Source organism: Pseudoalteromonas sp. 1181_04, from assembly GCF_052850545.1.
This window is the reverse complement of sequence record NZ_VXCS01000004.1, coordinates 181934-197984: the sequence shown is the minus strand read 5'-3', so window position 1 is coordinate 197984 and position 16051 is coordinate 181934. Positions and strand designations below refer to the sequence as shown.

The window sequence follows — 16051 nt, the reverse complement described above, 5'->3', positions numbered from 1 at the left end:
CTCCTAATGTCCGTCATGCGATGACATGGCGCTATTGTCACTAGTTCGCATGCTTGATTCAGTATCGATACGCTGGATCACGAACTCACCATCTTGCACACTAAAAGTAAATGTCAGCTGTTGCTTCGGCTCAAGGCTACTTAAATCAATATGTTCAGCAAACATAAAGTCCATAGTGGCCGGATCTCGGTGCCATTTCTCAATTGCACCACGGCTAATATTGGCAGTGCGCTGGGCTTTATTAATGCTGTTGATAGTACCGGTTACGGTCGCCATATTTTGCGCTTCGCTCATCATATGGGTGGAATCCATAATATGAATGCCGCTAATCATATAACTGCTATCGGCTTTTTTAGTCAACTCAAAATGCAGTGTTTGCCCAGCTTGCAGCGCTTGAAAATCAACGCTATCGGCAACCGTAAAGTCCATTTTCATACTAGGCCAATCGAGCTCTTCAATAGGGTCATGGCTGATATTCACCATACGGCGATCTGCCATTACACTATTAACGACTCCTTTGCCCCACACGCTAGTGGTAGCTTCTGGTGTTTGCATGCGCTTAAAATCAGAGCTTTTGCTGGATTCTGAATCTAACAAGAATTGCGCTGACGTCACCACTTCATCATCGGCTTTAACGCCCGCTAAAATAACGGCGTTATGGCTATCACTGCGGCCCAGTTCGACTGCCACCGATTTAAAGCGTCCTTCGCCTAAAGCGATAACAACACGGTCTTGGGAACCGGTGCGGATCACCGCTTCTTTAGGTACTATAAGTTGTTGCTCAGCAGCTTTAGCATGGATGCTTACTTGCGCAAACATATTCGGTTTTAGTTGGTGATCTTGATTATTAAAGCGTAAACGCACCCGCAAAGTACGGTTTTTGGCATCCAATGTTGGGTAAATATAATCGACCTTACCGCGCCAGCTTTGTCCGGCAATATAATCTAGAGTCATAGTCACCGGTAAACCGACTTCAATAAGCTGCGCTTGCCGCTCGAATACCTCGGCTTCTACCCAAACTTCATCAAGTTGAGCAATACTCATCATTGAGGTGCCTGGCTTGACATAAAAACCTTCGCGCACATTAAGTTCATCAACCACACCACTTTGGCGAGCATAGAAGGTAATATTTTGCATCACCTTTTTATTAACTTGTAGGCGCTCGACAAAACCATCCGACACATTCAGTGCTTTTAAGCGCGCTTTGGCTGCACGAATAAGCACGGTGTTATTACGATCAACAGCCAGTACAAATTCTTCTTGAGCATTTACCAGTTGCGGAGAGTATAAGGTATACAGCGGTTCCCCTTGTTTTACCTGATCGCCAGCGGCTTTAACGTACAGCGTTTCTATCCAGCCTTCTACACGCGGGTGAATATGCACTAACTGATCTTGATTGTATTGTACGTAGCCCACCGTTTTTACTTCACTTTGCAGTGCCTTGAGCTGTACTTTAGCCGTTCTAACCCCTAAATTATTAATAACAGCAGGGGAAATTGTCACAGCACTGGGACCATCTTGATTGTTGTCAGCTCCTTCACTATACACAGGTACTAAGTCCATCCCCATTGGTGAAAGCCCTGGTGCATCACGGCGATAATTACTATCCATAGGCGCAACCCAATATAATGGTTTTTTCTCTGCGCTGATCACCTCAGGCTCTGTACTATTACCGAAAAAATACAAGCCACTAGCAGATATTCCTGCACCTATAAGTACTGCGATAAGCAATTTTAAATTAGTGTTCACGGTGCTCTCCTGCTAATTGCTCAACCATCACAGCAGCATCTTTGCTACTAGCGTAATAATTCAGGCGAGCAATAATAATTTGTTGATCAATCTCTATGTTTAACGCATCAATTTTGGCATTCAGTTCGCTAATTCGGGCGCGCATTACTTCTGAAAAGTCACCATCATCACGGGTATAAGCATTTAATGTAGCTTGTGCTTGCTCTGCCATTTGTGGCAATAATTTAGTTTGATAAAGTGCATCACGCTTTGCTAATTGGGGCAACTGACTAAACTCTTTAAAATACATCCCTTTTAGCTTTTGTAATGCAATTAGTTTTTGAGTTTTCACCGCCTCAGCCATAGCTATCGCCGCATTAACTTGTTGGTCTTGGCGGTTATCAGTAAATAGTGGTAAATCAACACTCACACCAACTGAAAACAGATCCGCTCGGGAATCCCCCATTTGCGTATCATCGCGATAACCATAGCCCATATTTACCCCAAACTGCGGTTTATAGCCTTGTTTTGCCACCTCAACTTCTGTTTGTTTAGCCGCTACTGTTTTATCAAGCGCGACAATCGCTGGATGCGCCATTAATAATGGCATCAACTGTGCAAATTCAAGTTGTGAAAAATCAACTAAAGGCGCTATATCATGACGTTTTGCGCTGACAGGCTGAGTTAACATGTTGATTGGTAACCATTGCGATAAACGCTTTTTCGCGCTTTCGAACTGCAGCTCTAACATCATTAATTTATCTTCAAGGCGGGTTAACTCTAGCTGCGCTCGAATAATATCTTGTTGGCGGGTGTTACCTACTGAGCTGGCATAACTCGATTCAGTAATATCAATAAGTTGCGAGAACAATGCTTTATCTTGCTCAATTAACGCAATACTTTGCTGGGCACGATACGCATTGAGCCAAGATTCAATAACAATGGTTTTTACTTGAGCGAGTCTGTCGGCTCGTAGCCAAGGATATTGCTGCGCTGACTGCGCTAACGCATGCTGCTTAAGCGCTAAGCTATCGCCACGGCTAAACATTTGGCTCACGCCAACTTTTAATTGGGTCATGCCTTCTTGGTCAAAAGCAAAACCGTCGGTAGGTAAATTCATTAAGCCCACCGTTAATACTGGATCCGGCAGTGTGCCTGCCGCTAAACTTTGTGCTTGTATAGCAGCTTGTTGATATTTGCTGGCGGTTAGCCATGGCTCATTATCAAGTGCATAGCTGAGCGCTTCATCAAGGCTTAATTCATTACTGTGTGCTGGAATTGCAGTTGTTAGCATAAGCGCTAAAAAACTGACTTTAAATACTGCGAAGTGATTCATCACTTACTCCACTAAAATTAAAAGACAACTAAATTTAGGGGCAGAAAAGGTGATTTAGGTAAATTTTAGACGCACCTATCCTGCAATTAAGCAGGCATAGGAGGGCGATACAGTGAACTGGCTATACGATGTTGATTTTGCGGGATATAAAGTTGTACTTTTTCAGACGTCGTCAGTATAACGGTAACTAACACACTCATGTTTAACATTGAGTGAGTACTGCAGGCGCTCATTGGACAACCACACTCTTGATTAGCGGTTGCGTCATCGTCACAACAATCCATGTTCATCATACCCGCAGACATGTCGTGATGCATATCACTACTATCAGCCATAGTTGCTTGCGGTTGACTCATGTGTGGCATATCACAACTCATAGTTACAGACGCAACCGCTTGACCCACTAAAGTGAGCAATAAAACGACTGTGAATAAACTAATATAAATGCGTTGCAAAAAAGTGCCTTTTATAAATTAGGTTCTAGGTTCTAGGTTCTAGGTTCTAGGTTCTAGGTTCTAGGTTCTAGGTTCTAGGTTCTAGGTTCTAGGTTCTAGGTTCTAGCGAAGTTTATGATAACTATTTAGTTAACACAAACGTTTAACTATTTTTTGGCGTAACTTTAATTAAGCTGCTGGCGGCGATGGCAAATAAGCAATAACCGGTAAAGTACCAAAAACCTGCACCAAATTCAGCATGCATGTTGATCAATTCCCCCATCTGGCCATCGGCGTTACCAGCAAGGTAAGCCACAATCAAAGCAATGACAAAAACATCTACCATGCTCCATTTACTCAAGCCTTGTATAACTTGACCGAGTATATGCTTTAATTTGTTCATCGGTATTAAACAATAAACTAATTGCATCAACAGTTTTAAAGCTGGCACCACAATTGAAAACAATGCTACCAATGCTGCGACTAGGTAATTTTTATTATTGGCAAGTTCGTTAACCGTGCCCCAAATGCTCCGTGTTTTTTTATAAGCACTAATTTCACCTTCGAGTTTATCAAGGCCCAACATGCTCGACGCCATCATTAACATATTGCGGGTATGACGGTCACCTTCATCAGCAATCATAGCAATGCCTGTTTTGGCGAGCTTTGATTTATCAATTTTCCCCTCAAGGGTTAGCACAGGCTGAGTAACGCCAGGTAATAACAACGCCAGAGCAATTAAAATAGTCGTGATCGGCAGTAATAAACGCATAGTCGTCTTTTAAAGTATATTGATAATGGCGCATCATACTCAAGGTATTAAGTATCTTCAATAATTGAGGCTAAAACCTCATCGCCGTATTGCCGTGCTACGAGCATGGCATTATAAATAACATCGATGGGAGAAGCTGGCCGAATGGTTTCTAACAATTTAACTGCTAATGGCCAATTATCTTCCTCTACCGCGCGAGCTAACTGCAAAGTAGCACCTAACATACCGTTAAAGTTAAGCAGTGCACTCGATAAATCATCGCCTAAACAAAACTCTTTTGCGATAACATCCAGTTCCATATTTAAAATAGCATCGAGCACTGACATCAAGCCAACTAAGTAACCACGCTGAGACATTTCCTTACCGCCAGGCTCTAGCATTAACTGCATGAAATGCGCACGAGTTAACCCCAACTTAGTTAGTTCACTAGGTTTATCAACCCCTAGTTCACTAAGGGCCAACACTCTTACAAATTGACGAATTGCATCTTCACCTAAATAAATAACCGCTTGTGAAATAGAGGTGATCACTAAATTTTGGTTACCAGAGCGTGCATTCACTAATTTAAGAATACGAGCAGTTAAACCGACGTCTTTAGCTACCCGCTGGTGGACTTCATCAAAATCGAGATCTGGGCGCGACGTACAGCGCAGCAAATCAAAAACAGCAAATTTAGATGGCTCAACATTATGGTAGCTGAGCATTTCTGGACGCGCGAAAAAGAAGCCTTGAAAGTAATCGCAGCCGGCACTTTTTAGCAGCATAAATTGTTCGTGCGTTTCAATTCGTTCAACTATGATTTTTACATCAGGAAAACGGCGTTTAAGCTTTTTTAACAGCATATTGGTTTTAATGATGGGCTCTTCAACTTCAAGCTTTATATAATCAACTAAATGTAATAATGGCTCCCATTTTTCATCTCCATCATAATCATCGAGAGCAAAAGTATAACCCTCTTTTTTTAGAGCCGTAACTCGATTGGTCACTTTATCAATGTTGTCGGCTCGTTCAACAATTTCTATTACTGCGCTATCGGGTTGCAATAATTTAGGGAAATCATCTAGTAGGGCATCTGAAGAAAGGTTTATAAAAGCGCGTTGGTTCGCAGTAAGTTTATTTATACCAATAAGCATTAAAGCGTTAAAAAACAGCCGCCCAGTAGCCTGACCATCTGTTGTGCCAATAGGGAATGCGTTATTTATCGAATCTCGATACAGTAATTCGTATGCATAAATGCCTGTTTCAGCATCAAAAATAGGCTGCCTGGCAATGTATTGTGTAACAAGTTTTGGCACCTCGGCGGTTATCTGCGTATTAAGCATATTATTTCCTGCTAATAACTATAGTGACTCTTGCCAGCTAAATTGTTGTTATTTTATGTACTCAGTATAGTAAGGTTTTTGCGCCTTGCCTAAACTTGTAAGTAATAATGCTCCTTTTATTGAATGTCTGCAAACCATCTGTAAAGTCAAAGTTTTCACTATACCCACACTAAAATAATGGATAAGTTCTAATTTGACTGATGATTGAGTATAATAAGGGCTTACTTTTCTGTTAACCCCCAAAAGAGCCTTGATATGAGCATTGAACAAGCCTTAGTTGAACGCAGTAATAACCAATGTGAGCTATGTACTGCAACTGAAAACCTTTCTGTATACGAAGTGCCACCTGTCACTGAAGCTCATTCAGATAAATGTATTTATACTTGCCAAACGTGTAAAGACCAAGTTGAAGGCACCACTGATATTACCCCTACTCATTGGCATTGTTTAAACGATAGCATGTGGAGCCAAACACCTGCGGTACAAGTGGTGGCGTACCGTATGCTAACCCGTTTAGCTGCTGATAATGGCTGGGCACAAGATGCGCTAGACATGATCTATCTTGAAGAAGATACGTTAGCATGGGCTAAAAAAGTACTTGCTGAAAATGATGATATTAAACATGTTGATAGCAACGGCGTGGTACTGCAAGCCGGCGATACAGTCACACTTATTAAAGATTTAGATGTTAAGGGCAGTAGCTTAACGGCTAAACGTGGTACTGCTGTGCGTAATATCGGCTTAACCAGCAACCCTGAACATATTGAAGGACGTGTGGACGGTCAGCGCATTGTTATTTTGACCAAGTTTGTGAAGAAGTAAATATCTCTGTGCCTACAAAAAGGTGCATTTATGCGCCTTTTTTGTTATTAAATAACAACTTAGAATAATTAAGCTATGATTAAGTAATCGCGCTGTAAACTACCCATAGATTAAAAATCAACCGATTCATTTATTTCAAGGAATAAACCATGCTATCGAACAAACCTTATACAGTTTTAAAATCGATTGCCAGCATTAGTTTATTGGCCAGCAGTGCAATGGTACTTAACGGGTGCAAGAGCCTACCTGATCCACAAACGAAACAAACCACTGAAGATGCAGCCATGGCCACTTTAACAACTCAAGTTAGCTACCTTGATCGCAGCATGTTAGGTCCGGGATCACAACTCACAGTGACTTTAGCTGATGTGTCAAAGATGGATACTGAAGCAGAAATAATTAGTCAACAAACTATTGATATCAATGGCGCACCACCTTATACGGTAGAGCTTAGCTACGACGCGAGCAAAATGGATCAACGTCATCGCTATAGCGTAATTGCACGTATCACTAATCAAGATCAGTTATTGTACGTTAGTACTACACATAACAATCCATTTGAGCAATCACAACAAGCACCTTATGAAGTAGTCGTGTCTAAAGTTGCGCCGCAAAAGCCCAATGTCGATTTAGTAAATACGTATTTTAAAGCTGTTACTATAAATGGCGTGCAAGTCACTGTTGAAACAAAAGAACCCTTTATTCAATTTAGTAAAGATAACAAAAGCCATGGCTTTTTAGGCTGCAATAATTTTGCTGGTAGTTATCAAGTAGATCAACAAGCACTGACATTCAGCCCGCAAGCTAGTACTAGAAAAATGTGCTCTCAAGGTATGGAACAAGAAACTGCAATGTCTGGCGTACTAGAAAATACTGCGACGTGGAATATTAATGGTGAATCACTCACCTTAAAAGATAAGCAAGGTAAAGTACTGGCAACCTTTAAAGCCGTGTATTTTAATTAACTCTAATCACTCTCTGTAATTAAACGCCCAGTGAACTGGGCGTTTCAATGTTTATTCGGCAACTAATTGCTCGCTGCGATAAAAGCCTGATGAATCGCTTAATAAGGTAACTAGTTCAGGTAATACCTTATCCATAGTTTGTTTTAACTTCCACGGTGGATTAATTACTATCATCCCCGATGCAGTCATGCCATGCACGTCAGTATCGGCTTCAGTCGCTAATTCAAATAACTGAATATTACGCATACCTGAAGCAATCAACCCCTCTTCCATACGCTCAATTCTTTCTCTGTCGACCACCGGATACCAAATCATGTAAGTACCAGTAGCAAAGCGTTGATAAGCCTTCGTTAATGTTTTTACCACAGTGTCGTAATCGTCTTTAATTTCATAAGGTGGATCAATGAGTACACATGCTCTGCGCGAAGCGGGGGGTAATAACCCCACTAGACCCGTAAAGCCATCCTCGCCGCGGACACGAATTGAGCGCTTACCGCTCATGTTTTCTTGTAGTAATGCCAAATCTCGCGGATGTAGCTCAAAAAACCAACCTTTGTCTTGGCGACGCAAGAAATGCTCAGCAATTTTCGGCGAGCCCGGATAAAAAGCTAATTGTTCTGTGTCATTAAATGATTTAATTAAATCAATATAATCATTTAGTTCCTGATGCTCACTGCGATGTTGATAAAGCTTAGCAATGCCATTTAGGTATTCTTGCGTTTTTTGTGCATCAGCACTGGCTAATTCAAAAAAGCCAGCTCCTGAGTGAGTATCGATATAGTCCAATGGCTTATCTTTGAGCGTCTGGTAACTTAATACCTGAGCTAATACCAAATGTTTAACGACATCGGCTGGGTTTCCAGCATGAAATGAGTGTCTGTAACTGAGCATAATATAATTTCGCTTAAATAAACTCATTGAAGTTAGTTATATTCTACAACATAAAACGCCAAGGGTCATAAATTGCTGGCCATTAAGTGAACCACTTATGAACAAATTAGTCGCTAGCCTGAACAGCTTATTAACATTAAATAAAAATCAGCCAAAACACACGTAAATGCTGGCATATAAAGCAACTTTGCTTTACATTTGCATGACAATAATCACAGTTTTATGAGCGCCTTTATGAATAACGATACCCTTTCTCAACTAGAACAATTGATCGACCAATTAATTAGCCAAAATTCACAGCTACAAACTCAGGTTAGCGAGCTTAAAGATAAAAATAGTAAGCTAATCGATGAAAATGAAATTCTTCAACTTGAAGTACTTGAAAGTGAAGAAAAACAAAAAGACACCAGCACAACTTTAACGGGTTTACTTGAGAAGCTACAAAGCGCCCAACAGGCTAACTAATGTCTGAGCTGCAAAACCAGCGAGTCACAGTTGAGTTGCTTGGTAAAGAGCAGCAATTTGCTTGCCCAGCTGGGCAAGAGGATGCACTCATTGCATCAGCCAAATACTTAAATGATTTGGTTGATCAAATGAAGCAGCGCTCAACAGTGCGCAATGATCAAAAAGCCTTATTAATGGCAGCCTTGAATATTAGCCATGAGTTACTCGAAGCAAAAACACAGCAAAGCGTTACCCAACAGCAGCAGGATCAACTCATCGATAAGCTCAGTGCTTACTTAGGGCAATCGTCAGCCGAATAAAAAAAGCGCACTCGCGCTTTTTTTATTATCTCGTGGATTCCAGTATCAATTAAAAACAAAATCAGCTAACTTGCCTATTTTATTTTCTCTATTTTGGCAATACTGTTATGACTCACCCTTTTTATATCCCCACTCAGTTAACTGCACTTTTATTGCTAAGCTTTAGTCTTGTTGCACCCCGCTCTGCTGTTGCAGCAACACAGTGGCAAACAATCTCCCCTAACGTACAATTTTTAGAGCAGCAACGAGCCCTACGCTTTTATGACTCAAACCAAGTGCTCATTGAAGGTGATAAATGCGCGCTAATGTTTGATGCTAGTGGCGACTTTGCCGCTGTTGAAGCAACCGTTAAGCAACTAAAAAGCACCTTAAAAACCCCCTTGTGTTACTTAGTTGCTAGTCACTTCCACGACGACCATTTACTGGGCATGGCTATTTTGCAGCATCATTTCCCCGATGCTCAATTAATTGTCCATCAACAGCTTGCTACTGAATTTAGTCAACTCCAACAAACCTATACTAATAAACTTGATAGTTATGAAAAAAGTATCGAATTGAGTTTACAGCGTTTAGCCCAGCAGCCCGAAGCGCAACAACAGCACTGGCAAAACAAACTCAACTTAGCTAAGCAGCGATTATTACGATGGCGCCAATATCAACTACAACCACCACAAACTTACGTTGTTGATAGCTTAACCATTGAACTTGGCAACTACCCAGTCACGATTAACGCACACCAAGCCCATACTAATGGTGATTTAACTCTCAGCGCCGAAAATCATCGCATTTTAGTCGGTGCTGATGTGGTTGATTGGCTACCTTATCCCGGCCATGGTAATTTTAATAACTGGTTGCAAATACTCACACAACTTCACTCAGATCAGCGCATCAAGATAATCCTGCCTGGCCACGGAAGCGTACTAAAACGAGACGATTTACAGCAACCATTAAACTTTTTGCACGCGATACAACAGCATGTAACAAACTATCCAGAGCAAGATTTAGTGCAATTACAGCAAAGCTTTAATCAGCAGTTTGCGAAAGACTACCAAGTTGATGAGATAGCACGAAAAGCTTACCCGCTGTTTCTAGAGGCTGGACTTAAACGAGTTAAACAGTCAAAATAGCGCTCGCACGTGGATGTGCTAGACTTTTAAAAGGATATTAATTTAGTGATGTTTATGCGCAGTTACCTCTTAGCCCTGTTTGTGACTTTAATTTTACTATCCGGTTGCCAAACAACTGAGCCATATTCAGCGCCAAGTGATACTGTGCAAGCTCCGGTTATTTTTAATCACGTTAAACCGTCATCAAATAGCTCAGCACAGCCCACAGATACCAAGCATAAAAAACAAAAAATAACATTAACAGCTCCAGCGCAACAAGCCGCTACATCACCTCAAGCGCACACTCGCAATAAAGATTTATGGCGACATATAGCCGACAACTTAACCATTCAAATTTACCTAAACAAAGCACTAAATAAACGGATTACCTGGTATACCAAGCAACCAAAATACTTACAGGTTGTCAGTGCCCGGGCTGCGCCTTATCTTTATCATATTGTTAGTAAAATAGAGCAACGTAAGTTACCCATGGAATTAGCTTTATTGCCTTTTGTAGAAAGTGACTTTCGCCCGACTATTAGCTCCTCAGAACAAGCTGTTGGGGTATGGCAATTAGTCGGTGCGACGGCTCATCACTTCGGCATAAAATCAGATCAATGGTATGACGGGCGCAAAGATGTTCTCGCTTCAACAGATGCCGCTTTGGCCTATTTAGAGTATTTACATAAGCGCTTTGATGGCGACTGGCTACATGCATTAGCGGCTTATAATAGTGGCGAAGGACGTGTAAAGCGCGCCATCGCAGAAAATAAAAAGCGCGGCAAAAGCACTGATTACTGGTCGTTGAAATTACCCAAAGAAACCTCTGAATACGTGCCAAAGCTAATGGCATTAAGCTACTTAATACAAAACCCTCAGCGCGGATTATACCGCCCTAAACTTGCCAACAAAGCCCTTACAACTGAGCTTAACGTTGGCCAGCAATTTGATTTTTCGGTGATCGCCAATTTATCTGGTATTGGTCGCAGCCAACTACACAAACTCAACCCTGGCTATTTAAAAAACCAAAGCTCACCTAATGGTCCTCATACTTTATTACTACCACTGCAACAGCAAAGCTTATTAAGCAGCCAGTTCTTTAAAAATAATTTCACTGGCGAATATACAGTGAAAAAAAATGATACTTTGTACTCGATTGCTCGTCGTTTTGGATTATCAGTTAACAAACTAAAAGCGATGAATAACAAAACCTCTAATTTAATTGGTATTGGTGAAGCACTGATGGTTGGCCAACCTCGCACCATGCCAGACTCGTTAACTATCAATTATAAAATCAGTCCTTACCTTGAACAAACTGAAATAGCGATCCCCACTATCGCAATCCAATACCAGGTAAAGCCTGGTGATACTATCTGGGGAATCAGCCAACTTTATGATGTGCCGCATAGTGATTTAGCCCGGTGGAATAAACTTAGTGCCTCGAGTATTTTAACGCCTGGCACGCAGCTGGTGCTACATTTGCCGCAAGCAACAAAGGCCGTGTCACAATTGCATGACGAAGGTTTACTTTCAGAGCTTGCAAGAACCTTAAAGCAACCACACTAACCGAACCAGTAGTTTATAATCCGGCTTATTTAGCGTAAAATTAGCTTTTCATTACAGTTAAATTAAAGAGATCGGCATGCAAATTAGCAAAAACTCGGCAGTTGAATTTCACTACACATTAAGTGAAGCGGGCGAGCAACTAGAAACAAGTACTGGCAGTGAGCCGCTAACCTATATTCATGGTTTGGAAGGTATGCTTCCTGGTCTTGAAACAGCTCTTGAAGGCAAGGCTGCTGGCGATAGCTTCAGCGTGACACTTACACCGAGTGAATCTTACGGTGAACGTGTTGATGATCTTATTCAACGCATTCCTCTTAAACACCTTCAAGGTGACACTAAAGTATGGAAGCCAGGTATGACAGCAATGGTTAGCTCTAATCAAGGCCGTCATCAAGTGACGATCGTGAAAGTAGGTCGTTTCAATGCTGATTGTGATTTAAACCACCCATTTGCAGGCAAAACTCTAACGTTTGACGTGCAAGTACTTAGCGTACGTGAAGCAACCAGCGAAGAAGTATCACACGGCCATGTCCATAGCGAAGGCGGTTGTGGTCACAACCACTAAGGAAATTCCATGTCAAAGGTTGCTATCGTTACAGGCGGCAGTAAAGGTATAGGTCTTGCTGTTGTTAAGCGTTTTCTAAATAATGGTTACCAAGTACATAACCTTGATCTAGAACCTGCAGATTTAGGCACTTGGCACCACTGCGATGTGAGTGATGTTAGCGCAGTAAAAACGGTTATTGCAAAGATTGCCAGTAATGGCAAATGTATAGATGTGTTGGTATCGAATGCCGGCCGTCATCTAAGCGCGACAATTGAAGACACTGACGAAGCAACCTTCGATAGCTTGTTTGCACTTAATGTAAAAGGTGCCTACGCGGCAATTCAAAGCGTGTTACCAAGCATGAAAGCGCAACAAAATGGGGTGATTATTTTAATTGCCTCAGATCAAGCCATCATAGCTAAAAACAACTCGTTTGCGTATAACCTGACCAAACATGCGTTAGCCTCAATGGCAAAAACCACCGCATTGGATTATGCCCAGTTTAATATTCGCACCAATGCAGTGTGCCCAGGCACCATAGAAACACCGCTTTTTCATAATGCTATCGACACATATTGTGCTCGTAGTGGCGCCGACAAAGCCACTATAGTTGCCGAAGAAGGCGCATTACAGCCACTCGGACGATTAGGCCAAGCTGATGAAGTCGCAGCATTGGTTACGTTTTTAGCCAGTGATGATGCCAGCTTTATTACCGGCAGTTTACAAACCATTGACGGTGGTTATACCGCGCAATGAGTGAACGCATTATTGACCCTCACGTACACTTTTTTAATTTAGTCCAAGGGCAATATGATTGGCTACAAGGTAAGAATCCTGTGCCTTGGCCAAATTTAGATACGATTAAAGCGCCCATAAGTGTTAACCAATTACAGCATATAAGTCAGTTTGAAATTGCTGGCCTAGTACACATTGAAGCAGGCTTTGATAACCAGCACCCCATCAATGAACTGCACTGGCTAGCTGAGCACTTAAGTGGCCACAATTATAAAGCTATCAGCTTTGCCAATATTAATAGTCATCCCGACGATTTTAATAATGCAATTACCGCTTTATCACACCCAAGCTTAGTGGGCATTAGAGATATCACCGAAGGCGCTGATGCCATGCGCTTAAGCCATGCTACATGCCATGATAACTTAGCGCTATTAGCCAGTAAGCAGCTGATATTTGAAGCTCAATTTGAAGTTGAAAAGCTTACGATTACCCAACAGCTAATCAACTACTGCCAACAACTTCCGCATTTACAATTAATAATAAACCATGCGGGTTTACCCAATAATCTGTCAATTTGGCAGCAGGGGATCAGCCAATTAGCGCAACTACCTAACTGCTGGATTAAATTTTCAGGCTTTGAGCTACTCACCGCGCAGCTGCAAACTCAACAACAGCAGTGTTTTAACTTTATCCTGCAACACTTTGGTCAGCACCGCGTTATGTTTGCTAGTAATTTCCCTGTGTGTCAAATCAACGCGAGTTATCAACAGCGTTGGTCAAACCATTTTGAGCTGTGTAATACTCATAGTGTATGGCAACAACTTAGCTACAAAAATGCGCAGCACTGCTACCAAGTTTAATTAAAAACCGCTATATTGAGTTTATATTGTATAAAAAATAGATCATCACTATGGCTGTTTCCTCTATTCAAAAGCTCACTATTGGGCTTTTCAATGTTTCTTTTCTAGCGCTTCTTTCTGGCTGTGGTGGCGGTAGTACAATGACCGACAACAACAATAACAGCAATGGTGATGGCGACACTGGTAACAGAATCAATTGGACACAAGGTGTATTTCAACCCTCAAGTAATTTTTATCAACAATGCCAAGCATTAAACGAAAAGCACTGGCTGCGCTCATGGAGCAATGAAACCTACCTTTGGTATGACGAAATTATCGATCGTGATCCAGCGCTGACCCCTGCTGTAAATGAATATTTTAAATTACTAAAAACCGAGCAAATTACCGAGTCAGGCGCAAACAAAGACAACTTTCACTCTAGCCTGCCAACTGCACAATGGGAAGCCCAAAGCCAATCAGGAGTGACTTTTGGTTATGGTTTTAAAGTTAAATTAATCAGCTCTACAGCACCACGTCAAGGTGTGATCAGCTATACAGAGCCCAACTCACCTGCAAGTGCGCAAAATATTGCCCGCGGCTTTGAGATTTTAGAAATCGATGGTGTTGATTTTATCAATGCCAGCACGCAAGCAGAGGTCGATATCCTCAACGCGGGTTTATATCCAACTCAAACCGGTAAAAGCACTACCTTCGTATTCAAAGATATTAATACCGATGAAACCCGCGAAGTTATTTTAAACTCACAAACGATTACTTCTAGGCCAGTCACAAACGTGAAGACTTTAGCTGATGGCACTGTTGGTTACTTTCAATTTAATAGCCACAATGCAATTGCTGAAAAACCGCTTTATGATGCCTTTAATAATCTCAAAGCAAGTAATGTCACTGATCTGATTATTGATATTCGTTATAATGGCGGTGGTTTTTTACAAATGGCCAGTCAAGTTGCTTATATGATCGCAGGCCCCGCGAACACCAACGGTAAAGTTTTCGAAAAAACCATTTTTAACGATCAACACCCAACCTTTAACCCTGTTACTGGGCAACGTTTGGAGCCTGTGATGTTCACCGATGAATTTGTTGGCTTTGCCGAGAACCCGGCATTAATACCAGGTACACCATTACCAAGCCTTAACTTAAAACGCGTTTATTTATTAACCACTAGTAGCACTTGCTCTGCCAGCGAAGCGATAATAAATGGCTTACGCGGCGCTGATATTGAAGTTATTCAAATTGGCGCTGGTACTTGCGGCAAACCTTATGGATTTTACGCCACAGATAACTGCGATACGACTTACTTTAGCATTCAATTTACTGGCGAAAACAATAAAGGTTTTGGTGAATATTCAGATGGTTTTGCGCCGCAAAACACCACTGACAATGCCCGCTTACCAGTACGCATAGCCGGTTGCGCCGTTGCTGATGACTTTAGCCACCAGTTAGGCGATCCTGAAGAAGCGGTACTAAAAGCCGCGTTGGGTTATCGTGATAATGGTAGTTGTCCAGCAGCCAGTTCAATAGCCAGTAAGCAAGGTTTTGCACCTGCACGCTTTGGCGATACCCCTGCAGTATTAGATACACGGGCTGGATCTCTTGCTGAGCAAAATAAAATACTGCCTTCGCATTAAGCGTTAGCATTAAACTCAAGGCAGAATTGTTATGCTAAAAGAATGTTCATTATCAATACTAACCGCGCTCTTGATCAGCGGCTGCTCTGTGCAAAGCAGTGAACCAACACCAAAATTACAGCATGCATTACTAACAGAGCCTCAAGGGGAACTGATTGCTCAAGGAATTGCTCGCCTAATGCGCTCAGAGAAGATTGCAGTAGCTAATGATGTGTTTATGAAGCGCAGCTTGATGGTCGTTGATAACGTCACTAAAACCGACGAGCTTGGCAACCCTATTATGGGTAAACAGCTAAACATGCCAGACCGTTTTGAATTACTGATAAAAAACAACCTATGCTTTGTACGTCATCTCGATAGCAAAGCCACCGAGCCGCTACCGGATGTACAATGCAAGGTGAATGATATCTAGGTGCTAGGTGCTAGGTGCTAGGTGCTAGGTGCTAGGTGCTAGGTGCTAGGTGCTAGGAAAATTTTAACGTTTTGAATTAGTAAGAAATAGTTTTAAATTTGCAAAAGCCAAAGTAGATAAACTTAATGAATAGCGAGCTGAAATTAGCTCGCTATTCATAGCT

General features: G+C 41.7%; 17 protein-coding genes. 11 read left to right on the top strand and 6 right to left on the bottom strand.

The features are described from left to right. Positions 1-3: 3 nt before the first annotated feature. The 5 genes from FW757_RS04910 to FW757_RS04890 all read right to left on the bottom strand — a co-directional run bounded on the left by FW757_RS04910 (position 4) and on the right by FW757_RS04890 (position 5592). A complete protein-coding gene (locus tag FW757_RS04910) occupies positions 4-1749 on the bottom strand; it encodes an efflux RND transporter periplasmic adaptor subunit (protein WP_182719194.1) in 1746 nt (581 codons plus the stop codon). Further along, positions 1739-3064, bottom strand: coding sequence for a TolC family protein (locus FW757_RS04905; RefSeq protein WP_446440918.1), 1326 nt, complete (start codon positions 3062-3064; stop codon positions 1739-1741). The genes FW757_RS04910 and FW757_RS04905 overlap by 11 nt, the downstream gene beginning before the upstream one ends. An 86-nt stretch (positions 3065-3150) precedes the next feature. Continuing rightward, positions 3151-3519 (bottom strand): hypothetical protein, encoded by a 369-nt coding sequence (locus FW757_RS04900; protein ID WP_182719192.1) that lies wholly within the window; start codon positions 3517-3519, stop codon positions 3151-3153. A 142-nt stretch (positions 3520-3661) separates the two neighbouring features. Beyond that, positions 3662-4270 (bottom strand): paraquat-inducible protein A, encoded by a 609-nt coding sequence (locus FW757_RS04895; protein WP_182719585.1) that lies wholly within the window; start codon positions 4268-4270, stop codon positions 3662-3664. Between the two features lie 47 nt (positions 4271-4317). Beyond that, positions 4318-5592 (bottom strand): EAL and HDOD domain-containing protein, encoded by a 1275-nt coding sequence (locus tag FW757_RS04890; protein WP_182719584.1) that lies wholly within the window; start codon positions 5590-5592, stop codon positions 4318-4320. Positions 5593-5847: 255 nt separating this feature from the next. On the opposite strand from FW757_RS04890, the gene FW757_RS04885 reads away from it, so the two are divergent. Next, positions 5848-6414 (top strand): PhnA domain-containing protein, encoded by a 567-nt coding sequence (locus tag FW757_RS04885; RefSeq protein ID WP_145238171.1) that lies wholly within the window; start codon positions 5848-5850, stop codon positions 6412-6414. Positions 6415-6563: 149 nt separating this feature from the next. Next, the gene (locus FW757_RS04880) at positions 6564-7379 is read left to right on the top strand and encodes an META domain-containing protein (RefSeq protein WP_182719583.1); all 816 of its coding nucleotides are present in this window, start codon (positions 6564-6566) and stop codon (positions 7377-7379) included. A gap of 51 nt (positions 7380-7430) precedes the next feature. Here FW757_RS04880 and FW757_RS04875 read toward each other — a convergent pair whose 3' ends face one another. Further along, a complete protein-coding gene (locus tag FW757_RS04875) occupies positions 7431-8270 on the bottom strand; it encodes a 23S rRNA (adenine(2030)-N(6))-methyltransferase RlmJ (RefSeq protein WP_149980512.1) in 840 nt (279 codons plus the stop codon). Positions 8271-8504: 234 nt separating this feature from the next. Between FW757_RS04875 and zapB the strand changes: the two genes are divergently transcribed. From zapB to FW757_RS04830, 9 genes are all read left to right on the top strand, one after another. After that, complete coding sequence (zapB, locus tag FW757_RS04870) at positions 8505-8735, top strand: cell division protein ZapB (RefSeq protein ID WP_145238165.1); 231 nt, start codon at positions 8505-8507, stop codon at positions 8733-8735. After that, positions 8735-9034 (top strand): cell division protein ZapA, encoded by a 300-nt coding sequence (locus tag FW757_RS04865; protein WP_149980511.1) that lies wholly within the window; start codon positions 8735-8737, stop codon positions 9032-9034. The genes zapB and FW757_RS04865 overlap by 1 nt, the downstream gene beginning before the upstream one ends. Positions 9035-9141: 107 nt before the next feature. Continuing rightward, positions 9142-10161, top strand: coding sequence for an MBL fold metallo-hydrolase (locus FW757_RS04860; protein WP_149980510.1), 1020 nt, complete (start codon positions 9142-9144; stop codon positions 10159-10161). Between the two features lie 54 nt (positions 10162-10215). Next, on the top strand, positions 10216-11706 hold the full coding sequence (locus FW757_RS04855; RefSeq protein WP_182740855.1) for a LysM peptidoglycan-binding domain-containing protein: 1491 nt from the start codon (positions 10216-10218) through the stop codon (positions 11704-11706). A 76-nt stretch (positions 11707-11782) separates the two neighbouring features. Beyond that, positions 11783-12271: an FKBP-type peptidyl-prolyl cis-trans isomerase gene (locus tag FW757_RS04850; protein ID WP_182732172.1), complete on the top strand. Its 489-nt coding sequence runs from the start codon at positions 11783-11785 to the stop codon at positions 12269-12271. Positions 12272-12280: 9 nt separating this feature from the next. Beyond that, positions 12281-13009, top strand: a complete 729-nt coding sequence (locus FW757_RS04845) for an SDR family NAD(P)-dependent oxidoreductase (protein ID WP_182785340.1) — start codon at positions 12281-12283, stop codon at positions 13007-13009. Then, complete coding sequence (locus tag FW757_RS04840; RefSeq protein ID WP_182785339.1) at positions 13006-13848, top strand: amidohydrolase family protein; 843 nt, start codon at positions 13006-13008, stop codon at positions 13846-13848. The genes FW757_RS04845 and FW757_RS04840 overlap by 4 nt, the downstream gene beginning before the upstream one ends. A gap of 50 nt (positions 13849-13898) precedes the next feature. After that, positions 13899-15476, top strand: a complete 1578-nt coding sequence (locus FW757_RS04835) for a S41 family peptidase (protein WP_182785338.1) — start codon at positions 13899-13901, stop codon at positions 15474-15476. Between the two features lie 31 nt (positions 15477-15507). After that, on the top strand, positions 15508-15888 hold the full coding sequence (locus FW757_RS04830; RefSeq protein ID WP_149980504.1) for a hypothetical protein: 381 nt from the start codon (positions 15508-15510) through the stop codon (positions 15886-15888). The last annotated feature ends 163 nt before the right edge of the window (positions 15889-16051 follow it).